Origin of the sequence: Actinacidiphila sp. bgisy160 (assembly GCF_965342435.1) — a bacterium.
Classification (GTDB): Bacteria; Actinomycetota; Actinomycetes; order Streptomycetales; family Streptomycetaceae; genus Actinacidiphila.
Genome location: NZ_CBDRCM010000002.1, coordinates 286,402 through 298,223, shown reverse-complemented (window position 1 = coordinate 298,223; position 11,822 = coordinate 286,402). Strand labels below are relative to the sequence as shown.

At 72.4% G+C, this 11,822-nt stretch carries 12 protein-coding genes; 5 read left to right on the top strand and 7 right to left on the bottom strand.

Going from position 1 to position 11,822, the window contains the following annotated elements; genetic code table 11:
• Positions 1-126 precede the first annotated feature (126 nt).
• A complete protein-coding gene (locus tag ACRWNP_RS04140) occupies positions 127-1,356 on the bottom strand; it encodes an ABC transporter substrate-binding protein (RefSeq protein WP_431959524.1) in 1,230 nt (409 codons plus the stop codon).
• 205 nt (positions 1,357-1,561) lie between these two features.
• On the opposite strand from ACRWNP_RS04140, the gene ACRWNP_RS04135 reads away from it, so the two are divergent.
• A complete protein-coding gene (locus ACRWNP_RS04135; RefSeq protein WP_431959604.1) occupies positions 1,562-2,008 on the top strand; it encodes an SCO4402 family protein in 447 nt (148 codons plus the stop codon).
• 157 nt (positions 2,009-2,165) lie between these two features.
• Positions 2,166-3,044, top strand: coding sequence for a formyltetrahydrofolate deformylase (gene purU, locus ACRWNP_RS04130; protein ID WP_431959523.1), 879 nt, complete (start codon positions 2,166-2,168; stop codon positions 3,042-3,044).
• A gap of 49 nt (positions 3,045-3,093) precedes the next feature.
• Here purU and ACRWNP_RS04125 read toward each other — a convergent pair whose 3' ends face one another.
• Positions 3,094-3,939 carry an alpha/beta fold hydrolase gene (locus ACRWNP_RS04125; protein WP_431959522.1) on the bottom strand — a complete coding sequence of 282 codons (846 nt, stop codon included), beginning with the start codon at positions 3,937-3,939 and terminating at the stop codon, positions 3,094-3,096.
• Between the two features lie 348 nt (positions 3,940-4,287).
• Complete coding sequence (locus tag ACRWNP_RS04120) at positions 4,288-4,980, bottom strand: metal-dependent transcriptional regulator (protein WP_431959520.1); 693 nt, start codon at positions 4,978-4,980, stop codon at positions 4,288-4,290.
• A 111-nt stretch (positions 4,981-5,091) separates the two neighbouring features.
• On the opposite strand from ACRWNP_RS04120, the gene ACRWNP_RS04115 reads away from it, so the two are divergent.
• The gene (locus ACRWNP_RS04115) at positions 5,092-5,841 is read left to right on the top strand and encodes an SIS domain-containing protein (protein WP_431959519.1); all 750 of its coding nucleotides are present in this window, start codon (positions 5,092-5,094) and stop codon (positions 5,839-5,841) included.
• A 43-nt stretch (positions 5,842-5,884) separates the two neighbouring features.
• On the opposite strand, the gene ACRWNP_RS04110 is transcribed toward ACRWNP_RS04115, so the two are convergent.
• Positions 5,885-7,201 (bottom strand): PAS domain-containing protein, encoded by a 1,317-nt coding sequence (locus ACRWNP_RS04110; protein WP_431959518.1) that lies wholly within the window; start codon positions 7,199-7,201, stop codon positions 5,885-5,887.
• A gap of 373 nt (positions 7,202-7,574) precedes the next feature.
• A complete protein-coding gene (gene pdxH, locus ACRWNP_RS04105; protein ID WP_431959603.1) occupies positions 7,575-8,198 on the bottom strand; it encodes a pyridoxamine 5'-phosphate oxidase in 624 nt (207 codons plus the stop codon).
• Between the two features lie 295 nt (positions 8,199-8,493).
• On the opposite strand from pdxH, the gene ACRWNP_RS04100 reads away from it, so the two are divergent.
• A complete protein-coding gene (locus ACRWNP_RS04100) occupies positions 8,494-9,594 on the top strand; it encodes a citrate synthase 2 (protein ID WP_431959517.1) in 1,101 nt (366 codons plus the stop codon).
• 24 nt (positions 9,595-9,618) lie between these two features.
• Positions 9,619-10,188 (top strand): RNA 2',3'-cyclic phosphodiesterase, encoded by a 570-nt coding sequence (gene thpR / locus ACRWNP_RS04095; RefSeq protein WP_431959516.1) that lies wholly within the window; start codon positions 9,619-9,621, stop codon positions 10,186-10,188.
• Positions 10,189-10,332: 144 nt separating this feature from the next.
• On the opposite strand, the gene ACRWNP_RS04090 is transcribed toward thpR, so the two are convergent.
• Positions 10,333-10,752: a CBS domain-containing protein gene (locus tag ACRWNP_RS04090; protein WP_431959515.1), complete on the bottom strand. Its 420-nt coding sequence runs from the start codon at positions 10,750-10,752 to the stop codon at positions 10,333-10,335.
• A gap of 68 nt (positions 10,753-10,820) precedes the next feature.
• Positions 10,821-11,816, bottom strand: coding sequence for an aldo/keto reductase (locus ACRWNP_RS04085; RefSeq protein ID WP_431959513.1), 996 nt, complete (start codon positions 11,814-11,816; stop codon positions 10,821-10,823).
• Between the last annotated feature and the right edge of the window lie 6 nt (positions 11,817-11,822).

Sequence of the window (11,822 nt, the reverse complement as noted above, 5' to 3'; positions counted from 1 at the left end):
GCAGCACCAGGGCAGCCGGTTCTGAAGCGACCCAGGGCAGCGAAGACGAAGCGCCGGCGGCCGTGGCCGCCGGCGCTTCCGCTTCCCCCCGGGAAACCGCTTCCGCCGTGGAACCCCCGGCGCCCGTCAGCGGGGTGCGTCCTCCAGGACGCCGGTCACGTCCACGAAGCCCTTGCGCGCCGCGACCAGCCGGCCCTTCTCGACCTTCTGGAAGGTGACCCTGCCGTTGACCAGGCGCGGCTGGTCGATGATGGAGGCCGCGTCCTCCTCCCGCCAGCCGAGCGGGGGCGTGAGGCCGTCGGTGGAGATGCCGTGCGCCGCGTCGAGAGCCTGCTTCAGTGACGGGGCCGTGACCGCCGCGCCCTTGCCCATCTTCTCGATGACCTCGGTAAGGGCGGTGTAGGCGATCCATGTGGTCTGCACGCCCGGGTCGTTCGGGTCGATGCTGTTGTCGCCGAACGCGTACCTCTTGATCGTGCTTCGCATCTGCGCCCAGCGGGAGTCGGAGGCCGGCGGGTACCAGCCGGTGATGTAGGCGCCCTCCAGTGGGCTGTTGCTGCCGCCGGTGCTGTCGAGGGTGGACTGCTGGACGCTGCCGAGGACGGAGGCGATCCGCGCCCTGGGACCGGCCTCCAGGCCGGTGGCCGGGTCGGGGGTGGTCGTCCGGCGGAAGGCGTCGAAGAAGGTGGCGGTCTTGTCGCCGAGCGCGGCGCTCACGCAGTCCTCGGGCTTGTTGGCACCGATCGCCCGCCGGGAGATCGCGTTGTAGTCGGTCGCGTCCTCGGCGGCACGCAGATCGGTGGCGCTGGTGCGGCCCGCGTCGCGCAGGCCGGCGTCGAGGAAGCGTGCGAACAGGTCGCCGACGGCGGTGTCGGGGCGTATCAGGCTCACCTTGTCGCATTTGCCGGCCAGTTGACGGCCGGCACCGGCCATCAGCGCGGGCAGGCCGCCGTTGACGGGGTAGGAGAGCGGGCTCTCGAACTCGTCCTGGGTGATGCCGTAACCCCCGAGGTACGGGATGCCCTCGGCCTCCAGCGTGGAGGTGAAGGCGGAGCCGTACTGGCTGTAGGAGCCGACGACGGCGACGGCGCCCTCGTCGGCGGCACGCTGCGCACAGTCCCCGGCGCCGCGCGAGTTGTTGTGGTCGTTGCAGGTGATGACCTTCAGCTCCCGGCCCGCGACGCCGCCGCGGGCGTTGACGTACTTGGCGAAGGTCTTGGCCATGGCAGGCATGCCCGGCATGTTGGTCGCGTCGGTGTTCTGCGGGGCCCAGGTCATGACGACGATCGGGCCCGTGGTGCCATCCGCCCCTCCCGAGAGCGTGCCGCATCCTGCCAGCAGGGCGACGCCGGCCATCGCGGATACGAACGGAACGGCTCTACGCGTACGCCAATCACTCATGGAATGGGAAGATTCCGCGTTTGTCGCAACGCCAGGGTGAACGCACGGAAACGGAGGGTCACCATCGGGTGAACAGAGTGTGTGGAGCAGGGAGCACGTACGATCGTGCACTGTGCAGAGTACGGAGAAGTCTTCCCGCCGCGGCACCCGCTCCTCCACGATGGGGGGCATGCCGCTCAACGACATGCCCTGGTGGCGCTGGCGCGCGAACGTGCGCTCCGCGCTGCACATGATCAGCGACCCGGTGTTCCAGCGCGACGTATGGCTCGCCGGGCAGCCGGGCTACGGCGACGTGACCGACGCCGTCTACCGCCTGGTCGAGGACACCTGGCTCGACAACTGGTCCGCGGAGAAGTACGTGGGCACCGTCTTCCGGGACTCCCAGGAGGCGGCCCTGATCGACGTGGCCGTGCTGCGGGTGCTGAAGATATTGCACCAGGTGGGCGCGGACGCCCCCGTCTCCGCCTACCTGGAGCACCACGCGTGGCCGGAGGCCGTGCGGGCCGCCCGCGAGGCGCACGTACGGATGGCGACCGGGGACGGCGAGGACCCGGACACACCGCCGCGCTCACTGGAAATCCTCAAGATCTACACACGCACGGCCTGAGGCGGCCGCGCCGGGCGACGCGAGCGGGGCACCGCCTGCGCGCGCGAGCGGGGCACCGCCTGCGCGCGCGAGCGGGGCACCACCTGCGACGAGACCCGGGGCGCCCGGCTGGCGGACGCCTTGCGACGGCCGGGCGACTTTGTGCGACGCTAGCCCCGTGAACGCCGCCGACGACTCGCAGCCGCAGCCCCAGGAGTACATCCTCACCCTGTCGTGCCCCGACAGGACGGGGATCGTGCACGCCGTGTCGAGCTACCTCTTCATGACCGGGTGCAACATCGAGGACAGCCAGCAGTTCGGGGACCACGACACGGGGCTGTTCTTCATGCGGGTGCACTTCTCCGCGGGCCACCCGGTCACCGCCGGAAAGCTGCGGGCCAGCTTCGCGGCCGTCGCCGACGCCTATGGCATGGACTGGCAGATCACGCCCTCCGCCGAGCGGATGCGGATCATCCTCATGGTCAGCAAGTTCGGACACTGCCTGAACGACCTGCTCTTCCGCACCAGTATCGGCGCGCTGCCGGTGGAGATCGCCGCCGTGGTCTCCAACCACACCGACTTCGCGGACCTGGCCGGCTCCTACGGCGTCCCCTTCCACCACATCCCGGTGACGAAGGAGAACAAGGCCGAGGCCGAGGCGGAACTGCTCTCCCTGGTGGAGAAGGAGAACGTCCAGCTGGTCGTCCTCGCCCGCTACATGCAGGTCCTGTCGGACCACCTCTGCAAGGAGCTGTCCGGCCGGATCATCAACATCCACCACTCCTTCCTGCCCAGCTTCAAGGGCGCCCGGCCCTACCACCAGGCGCACGCCCGCGGGGTGAAACTGATCGGCGCGACGGCGCACTACGTCACCGCCGACCTCGACGAGGGCCCGATCATCGAGCAGGAGGTCGAGCGGGTGGGTCACGACGTCACCCCGGAGCAGCTGGTCGCCATCGGCCGCGACGTGGAGTGCCAGGCCCTGGCGCGGGCCGTGAAGTGGCACAGCGAGCACCGCGTCCTGCTCAACGGCCGCCGCACGGTCGTCTTCGCCTGACGCCCGCCCTCCCGCCGGGCCCCGGGCGGCCTTGCGGCACCGTCGTGTCTCAGGCCTGGCAGAGCGGCACGTCCGCGACGTCCGCCAGGAAGGTCTCCACCGCCGCGCACCAGGCCTCGGGCTGGTCCCAGGGGACGAGGTGCCCGGCCTCGGGGATCTCCGCGTAGGAACCCCGGGGCAGCACGCGCACCATCTCCTGGGCCTCGGCGCGGCCCAGCTCGCCGTCCCAGCCGCGCACGACGAGGGCGGGACAGGACACCTGGGCCAGCTCGTCCCAGTGGGCGTCGTGGATCCAGGACTCCCGGGAGCGGAGCATGTGCCGCCGTTCGAACACCGGGCGCCAGCCGTCGGGCCGTTCCTCCATCACCTCGGCGAAGAACTCCGCGCGGGCCGGGCGGGATCCCTCCAGCCAGGGATCCTCCTCACCGAACCACCGGCGCACCGCGTCGGGGCCGGAGAAGGGCAGCGGCCAGGCCCGGAACCAGTCCTCCCAGCGGCGCTGGCTCGCCTCCCCGAGCGCCACCGCACGCATGTCGCACAGGACCACGGCCCGCACCAGCGACGGCCGGCGCGCGGCGAGCTGCCAGGCGGTGAGGGCGCCCATCGAGTGCCCGACGACGGTGGCCGGGGCGAGCCCCAGTTGTTCGACGACGGCGGCGGCATCGGCCACATAGGCGTCCCGCGTGTAGGGCCCCTCGGGCTTGGCGCTGCCTCCGTGGCCGCGCTGGTCCAGGGCGACCACGCGGTGGCGGGCGGCGAGCCGGCGGGCGGTACCGGTCCACTGGGAGGCCCTTCCCATCAGGCCGTGCAGCAGCAGGACGGCGGGCCCGTCGGCGTACTCCCACGCCGCGAGCGGGAGGCCGCCCGCTCCGGTGACTTCGACGCGCCTGGCCATGAGCCGCACCCCCTGGTACGTGACGTTCAGACCCCCACGCTATCGAAATTCTGTTCGACGTGCGTCTTCACGCGCGCAACACCGCTCTTTCGAGTGACAACGCTCAAGGATTGCCGAAGCGCGCCGAGGGGAGGACTTGAGCGGGACGCGGCCCGGCGGGGAAGACGGGCAGCGGGGAGCCACCCGGACAGCTCGGGGATCCGGGTGGGCTCCACGGGGGCCCAGGGGGGAGGGAACGGGGGAGGAAGGGACTCCGGCGCATGGGGAGGCGCCGGAGTCCCTCGAACAACGGCCCCGGCACCGGCGGCGCCCACGACCCGGCCGGAACCCGGCCGGCCCGCGACGCGGCTACCGCTTGGCGACGAACACGTGCGAGGCGGTCTCCGTGCTCAGCTCCGCCGCCTCACCGCCACTGCCGACCAGGACACCGCCCGCCGACGGGGTCACCGACACCACCGCGCCCGGCTGCACCCCGGCCCGCCGCAGCGTGTACATCAGCTGGGCGTCCGTCTGGATCGGCTCGCCGATCCGCCGCACGACCACGCTCGCGCCCGTCTGGCCCGGCTCCAGGTCGGTCAGGCTGACCATGCCCTCGTCCAGGAACGGGTCCGCGCCGTCCTTCTCGCCCAGCTCCTCCAGGCCCGGGATCGGGTTGCCGTACGGCGACTCCGTCGGGTGCCGCAGCAGCTCCAGGACGCGGCGCTCGACCGCCTCGCTCATCACGTGCTCCCAGCGGCACGCCTCCGCGTGCACGTGCTCCCACTCCAGGCCGATGACGTCGACCAGCAGGCACTCGGCCAGCCGGTGCTTGCGCATCACGCGCGTGGCGATCCGCCGGCCCTCGGAGGTCAGCTCCAGATGCCGGTCGCCCGCGACGTGCACCAGCCCGTCCCGCTCCATGCGCGCGACGGTCTGACTGACCGTCGGCCCGCTCTGGTCGAGCCGTTCGGCGATTCGGGCGCGCATGGGGACCACACCCTCCTCCTCCAGCTCAAGGATGGTGCGGAGATACATCTCCGTCGTGTCGATCAGTCCGGACATGCGTGCCCCTCGATGGCTCGTACGTGGCCCTGGCCTCAATTCTGACGCATGCGACCGGCAACCGGGGCCCCGTGGTTGACAGGCGGACGCCGCGGCACCACGGTTCTCGGCATGACCGATCTGGCCGCCACATATTTCGATGCCGCCATCGCACTGCTGAGGCGCGTGAGGGACGAGGAGTCCGCGGGGATCGAGGCGGCCGCGGCCGCGCTCGCGGACACCGTGGCGGCCGGGGGGCGGGTGTTCGCGTACGGCGCCGGGCACTCCTCGCTTCCCGCCCAGGACGTCGTCTACCGCGCGGGCGGCCTCGCCCTGGTGAACCTGCTGGCCGTGCCCGGCGCGGTCGGCGTGGACGTCGTGCCCGCCACGCTCGGCAGCGCGCTCGAGCAGGTCGGCGGCCTGGCCGGGGTCGTCCTGCGCAGCTCACCCGCGCGGGCCGGCGACCTCCTGGTGGTCATCTCCCTGTCCGGCCGCAACCCGCTCCCCGTGGAGATGGCGCAGGAGGCCAGGGCACTCGGGATGAAGGTGATCGGCGTCACGTCGGTGACGTACGCCGAGGAGACACGCTCACGGCACGCGAGCGGCACCTTCCTCAAGGACCACTGCGACGTCGTGATCGACAGCAAGATCGCGCCGGGCGACGCGGAGCTGTCCGTGCCGGGAATCCCCGCGCCGTTCGGCCCGGCCTCCACCGTGGTGACCAGCGCGCTGATGCAGGCCGTCGTGGCCACGGCCGCGGCGGACCTGGCCGGGCGCGGCGTCACCCCGCCCATGCTCCGCTCGGGCAACGTCGACGGCGGCCACGAATGGAACGCGAAGGTCTTCGAGGAGTACGCGGACCGGATCTTCTACCGCCACTGATCCCGCGCCCGGCCCACGCTCGGGCCCGCGCTCGATCCCACGCTCAGGCCCGCGGCGGCAGGTCGAGACAGGCCGCCACCCGCAGCGCGACGTCCTCGGCGAAGGCGGCGTCCGCCCGGTCGAAGGGGCGGCGGCCGACGCCGCGCAGGAAGGTCAGCACTCCCAGCGTGCGGCCACGGCTGCGGAGCACGGCGCACACGCCGTGGACGGTGCCTTCGGGCCAGCGCCGGGCGGCCGCCCAGCGGTCGACCTGGGCCCGCGCGGCGGGCTCGGCGGCCCCGGCCCCGAAGCCCGCGCGGACGGAGCCGGTCCGGGCGACCGCCTGCAGTGCCGGGTGCCCCTCCCCGTACCGCACCGGGATGCCCCCGGCCACCGGCAGGCAGGGCCCCGCGCCGCCGGAGGGCGTGGCGGCGGCACGGACGAGCCGGACCCCGTCGGGCGCCAGCACGTCGAGCAGCGCGTGCTCGGCGAACCCGGCGAGGGCGAAGTCCACGTAGCAGGTGGCCGCCTCCATGGGCTCCTCGCACTCGGCGACGGCCAGCGCGGCGCGGTGCAGTTGGTTGCTGCGGAAGCGCAGCCGCGCCGCCTCCTGCTCGGCGAGCTTGACGTCGGTGACGTCGTGGAAGAGCCAGCCGACGCCTAGCGGCACCGGCTCCTCCCCCAGCGGCGAGCCGAGCCGCAGGAAGCCGCTGCGCCAGCAGCAGCGGGTGCCGCCCTCCTCGCGCAGGCTCACCCACAGCTCGCCGGGCGCGGGGGGCGCGCCCTCGGCGAGCACGTGCTGCAGGGCGCTCTCCAGCTCCTCCACGCCCTGGTCGAGGAAGTCGCCCAGCGGCCGTCCGAGCGGCGCCTCACGGCTGGTGCGCAGCACGCGCGCGGCGTAGGCGTTGACGACGACGGGGCGCAGGTCGGCGTCGACGAGGACGACCCCGTACGAGGCGTCGTCGAAGAGCGCCTCGCTGAGGGCTATCGAGCGCTCCAGGTCGATCTGGGCGTGCACCTCGGAGAAGGCGCAGTAGACCCCGGCCGGGCGCCCGTCGGAGCCGTGCACGGCGGCGGCCTGGGTCCGCACCAGCACCCGGCGGCCGTCCTTGGTCAGCAGCGCGAACTCGTGGACCTGGCGGCCGTCCGCGGCCATGGCGCCCATCAGCCGCTCGCGCACCTGCTCGGCGTCGGCGGTGCGTGCGGCCCAGCCGGCGAAACCTCGCCGGCCGACGGCCTCCTCCGCCGTCCAGCCCAGGATGCGGGCGGCCTCGGAGTTCCAGTGCGTGATCACTCCGTCGCGGTCCAGGGCACAGAGTCCGGCCTCCATGCCGTCGAGGAGGGCGGCGAGCAGCTGCGGCGTCGCATCGAATGACTGCACGTCTCGACATTCAACCCCTGTGTGACCGACGACACAGGAACTTCACGAAATTCGGTGGCCGGCGTGCCCGTGGTTCGCGGGGCGAAAAAAACCACTTGTCGTCGGACGGAACGTTTCTTAAGGTTACGTGCACACATGAAGGGAGGTGGTCCGAAGAATGAGTTCCCATCGGACGCGTGAGGTGGCTGCGGGCTAGCGCCGCGCTCCTCGCCTGCGCGCGATGTGCGTGGCGGGCCAAATCCATCGCAGTCACCCGACCCGCGGGCTCGTCGGATTCGTCCGGCCGATGCCCGGACGGCGAAGCCGTCCGGGGAGCAGCCCGCGGGTCGCCTGCGTTCTGCGGGCGGTGAGCGGCCCCGCCGTCACGCGGCCGTCACGGCGACAGGCGCCGTACCGTCCAGCCGCCCTCGGCGGCGGTGTACACCAGCCGGTCGTGCAGCCGGTTCTCCCGGCCCTGCCAGAACTCCACGCTGCGCGCGACCACCCGGAAGCCTCCCCAGTGCGGCGGCACGGGCACGTCCGTGCCTTCGGGGTAGCGGGCCGACAGCTCCTCGTAGCGGTTCTCCAGGTCCTCCCGCGAACCCACCACCGAGGACTGCTCGCTCGCCCAGGCGCCGATCCTCGAGCCGTGCGGCCGGGTGCGGAAGTACGCCTCGGTCTCCTCGCGCGAGACGCGCTCGACGGCGCCCGCCGCGATCACCTGACGGGCGATCGGGTGCCAGGGGAAGAGCAGCGAGGCGTACGGCCGCTCGCTGAGCTCGCGGCCCTTCCTGGAGCCGTAGTTGGTGTAGAAGACGAACCCTCGGTGGTCGTAGCTCTTCAGCAGGACCGTGCGCGAGCTGGGCAGGCCCTCGGCCCCCGCGGTGGAGACCACCATGGCGTTGGGCTCGTCGACACGGGCGTTGACGGCGTCGGCGAACCAGTGCGCGAACTGCGTGTACGGGTCGCCTGCCAGCTCGGCCTCGGTCAGTCCGTGGGCGCGGTACTGCTTGCGCATGGCGGCGGGGTCGTGGTGACTGTGCTGCACCCGCACATCTTGCAGCACGGCGGCGGCACCGTGTGCCGAACGGTGCCTCCGGAGCCTGCGCGGGAGGCACCCGGGAGGTGTGCCGCAACGTGTGCCGGACCTCACGCTTCACGTCACCTGCGGGAGGGGACAGACTTACAGGCCGGGTATCTGTGCCCTCTCGACATCGGGGGATATCGTGCGGGCACCCAGTGCCGACCCCATGCCCCACCCCGCGTGCCACAAGCACCACCGGATCGTCGACCGCATCAAGAGGAGCCGCCTGATGTCCGACTTCGTACCCGGACTCGAGGGAGTCGTCGCCTTCGAGACGGAGATCGCCGAACCCGACAAGGAAGGCGGCGCGCTGCGCTACCGCGGGGTCGACATCGAGGACCTGGTGGGCCACGTCTCCTTCGGGAACGTGTGGGGCCTGCTGGTCGACGGTGCCTTCAACCCCGGCCTCCCCCCGGCCGAGCCGTTTCCGATCCCCGTGCACTCCGGCGACATCCGCGTCGACGTCCAGTCGGCGCTGGCGATGCTCGCGCCGGTGTGGGGTCTGCGGCCGTTGCTGGACATCGACGCCGAGCAGGCCCGCGAGGACCTGGCGCGCGCGGCCGTGATGGCGCTGTCGTACGTGGCGCAGTCGGCGCGCGGCCAGGGGCTGCCGATGGTGCCGCAGCGGGAGATCGACAAGGCGCAGTCGGTGGTGGAGCGCTTCATGATCCGCTGGCGCGGCGAGCCCGACCCCAAGCACGTCGCCGCCGTCGACGCCTACTGGACCTCCGCCGCGGAGCACGGCATGAACGCGTCGACGTTCACCGCCCGGGTGATCGCCTCCACCGGTGCCGACGTGGCCGCCGCGCTGTCCGGCGCGGTGGGGGCCATGTCGGGCCCGCTGCACGGCGGCGCGCCCTCGCGCGTGCTGGGCATGATCGAGGAGATCGAGCGGACCGGCGACGCCGAGGCGTACGTGAAGCAGGCCCTGGACAAGGGCGAGCGCCTGATGGGCTTCGGCCACCGCGTCTACCGCGCCGAGGACCCGCGGGCGCGCGTGCTCCGCCGTACGGCCAGGGAACTGGGCGCCCCCCGGTTCGAGATCGCGGAGGCGCTGGAGAAGGCCGCCCTGGAGGAACTGCACTCGCGCCGCCCGGACCGCGTCCTGGCGACCAACGTGGAGTTCTGGGCCGCGATCATCCTGGACTTCGCCGAGGTCCCGGCCCACATGTTCACCTCGATGTTCAGCTGTGCGCGTACCGCCGGCTGGTCCGCGCACATCCTGGAGCAGAAGCGCACCGGCCGCCTGGTGCGCCCGTCGGCCCGCTACGTCGGCCCGGGCGCCCGCGACCCGCGCGAGGTCGAGGGGTACGCGGACATCGCACGCTAGTGCGCTGAGGTGCACCCTGGGGGCATGAGGCTGTTCGTGGCCGTCGTGCCCCCCAGGTTCGCCCTCGCCGAGCTGGGCGGGACCGTGGACGCGCTCCGCGCCCTGCCGGGTGCGGACGGCCTGCGCTGGACGGAGCGTGCCGGGTGGCACGTGACGCTGGCGTTCCTGGGCGAGGTGGACGAGGGCCTACTGCCCGCCCTGGTCGAGCGCCTGGACCGGGCGGCGCGCCGCCACCCGCCCTGCGAGATCGCGCTGACCGGCGGCGGCCGCTTCGGCGACCGAACGCTGTGGGCCGGTCTGGACGGCGACGACCTCGGACGCGCTGCCGCGGCCGCGCAAGCCGCCGCCCGGCGGGCCGGCCTCCACCACGAGGACGAGCACGCCCGCTTCCACGCCCACCTCACACTGGCCCGGCAGCGCGCCGGGCGCACCAGGGTGGGCCTGAGGCCCTTCACGGACGCCCTCGCGCGGTTCGCGGGCACACCGTGGACGGCGGCGGCGGTCACCCTGGTGCGGAGCCATCCGCCCACACCCGGGGTGCCGGGGGCGCAGCCCCGCTACGAGACGGTGCGGACCTGCCCGCTGAGGCCCTGACGCCGTCCCGTTAACCTCGATGCGTGGACCCGAAGACCCGTACCCGAGTAATGACCGCCGCCCTCGCCCTGCTGGTGGTCGTGGTGATCGTCGGCACGTTGGTGCGCGGCTGACCGGCCTGACGGCCGGAGGGGGCCGGTCGCATCAGGAGCCGGCATAGACCCTCTCGACGAATTCCGCGACCTGTTCGTCGGTGAGGTGGCGGGCCAGGTCGGCCTCGGTGATGATGCCGATCAGCTTCTTGTTCTCGACGACCGGGAGCCGCTTGATGCGGTGCGACTCCATCTCGCTCAGGACGTCGGAGACGTCGGCTCCCGCGTCGATCCAGCGGGGGGTGCCCTCGCACAGGTCGCCGCACTTGACCTTGGAGGGGTCGCGCCCCGCGGCGATGCACTTGGTGACGATGTCCCGGTCGGTGATGATGCCGCACATCCGGTCGTTCACGTCGTGGACCGGCAGCGCGCCGACGTTGAGCTCGCGCATGAGCTGCGCGGCCCGGTCGAGAGTCTCGGTCGCCGGTATCGCGCGGGCACCGGGGTGCATGATCTCTTTGGCTGTGGTCATACCCTCATCGTGCGCCCGACCGGGTGAATCTGCGACCGGGCGCACGAGGGTGCGGACACCGGGGACGGCTACCAGGCGAAGGCCTCCGGGGACGGGCCCGGGCCGGGGAAGATCTCGTCCAGCTCGGCGAGCAGTTCCGCCGGCAGCTCCAGTTCGACGGCACGCAGCGCGGAGTCCAGCTGCTCCCGGGTCCGCGGACCGACGATCGGGCCGGTGATCCCGGGGCGGCCCAGCAGCCAGGCCAGGGCGACGTCACCGGGCTCCAGGCCGGCCTTGCCGACCACGTCCTCGTACCGCTGGATCTGCTCGCGCAGGACGCTGTCCTTCAGCGAGTCGGCGCTGCGGCCGGAGGTGGAGCGGGAGCCGCCGCCCTCACGCTCCTTGCGCAGCGCACCGCCCAGCAGGCCGCCGTGGAGCGGCGACCAGGGGATGACGCCCAGGCCGTACTCCTGCGCGGCCGGGATCACCTCCATCTCGGCGCGGCGCTCGACCAGGTTGTACAGGCACTGCTCGCTGACCAGGCCCAGCGAGTGGCGCCTGGCGGCGGCCTCGTTGGCCTGGGCGATGCCCCAGCCGGAGAAGTTGGACGACCCGGCGTAGAGCACCTTGCCCTGCTGCACCAGGACGTCGATGGCCTGCCAGATCTCCTCCCACGGCGTGGCGCGGTCGATGTGGTGGAACTGGTAGACGTCGATGTGGTCCGTGCCCAGGCGCTTCAGGCTCGCCTCGGCGGCGCGGCGGATGTTGAGCGCGGAGAGCTTGTCGTCGTTCGGCCAAGGGGCGCCGTCGGTGCCCATGTTGCCGTAGACCTTGGTCGCCAGGACGGTCTTGTCGCGGCGGCCGCCGCCCTTGGCGAACCAGCTGCCGATGATCTCCTCGGTGCGGCCCTTGTTCTCGCCCCAGCCGTAGACGTTGGCCGTGTCGAAGAAGTTGACGCCCGCGTCGAGCGCGGCGTCCATGATGGCGTGGCTGTCGGCCTCATCCGTCTGCGGGCCGAAGTTCATCGTTCCCAGTACGAGCCGGCTGACCTTGAGTCCGGTACGTCCGAGCTGTGTGTACTCCATGGGGAC

What these genes read in the sequence shown, in the direction of transcription:
- ACRWNP_RS04140 (WP_431959524.1), bottom strand. Translation starts at nt 1,356, where the DNA reads ATGGCCGGCGTCGCCCTGCTGGCAGGATGCGGCACGCTCTCGGGAGGG.
- ACRWNP_RS04135 (WP_431959604.1), top strand. Translation starts at nt 1,562, where the DNA reads ATGGGGGGCATGCCGCTCAACGACATGCCCTGGTGGCGCTGGCGCGCG.
- ACRWNP_RS04125 (WP_431959522.1), bottom strand. Translation starts at nt 3,939, where the DNA reads ATGGCCAGGCGCGTCGAAGTCACCGGAGCGGGCGGCCTCCCGCTCGCG.
- ACRWNP_RS04120 (WP_431959520.1), bottom strand. Translation starts at nt 4,980, where the DNA reads ATGTCCGGACTGATCGACACGACGGAGATGTATCTCCGCACCATCCTT.
- ACRWNP_RS04115 (WP_431959519.1), top strand. Translation starts at nt 5,092, where the DNA reads ATGACCGATCTGGCCGCCACATATTTCGATGCCGCCATCGCACTGCTG.
- pdxH (WP_431959603.1), bottom strand. Translation starts at nt 8,198, where the DNA reads ATGCGCAAGCAGTACCGCGCCCACGGACTGACCGAGGCCGAGCTGGCA.
- ACRWNP_RS04100 (WP_431959517.1), top strand. Translation starts at nt 8,494, where the DNA reads ATGTCCGACTTCGTACCCGGACTCGAGGGAGTCGTCGCCTTCGAGACG.
- thpR (WP_431959516.1), top strand. Translation starts at nt 9,619, where the DNA reads ATGAGGCTGTTCGTGGCCGTCGTGCCCCCCAGGTTCGCCCTCGCCGAG.
- ACRWNP_RS04090 (WP_431959515.1), bottom strand. Translation starts at nt 10,752, where the DNA reads ATGACCACAGCCAAAGAGATCATGCACCCCGGTGCCCGCGCGATACCG.
- ACRWNP_RS04085 (WP_431959513.1), bottom strand. Translation starts at nt 11,816, where the DNA reads ATGGAGTACACACAGCTCGGACGTACCGGACTCAAGGTCAGCCGGCTC.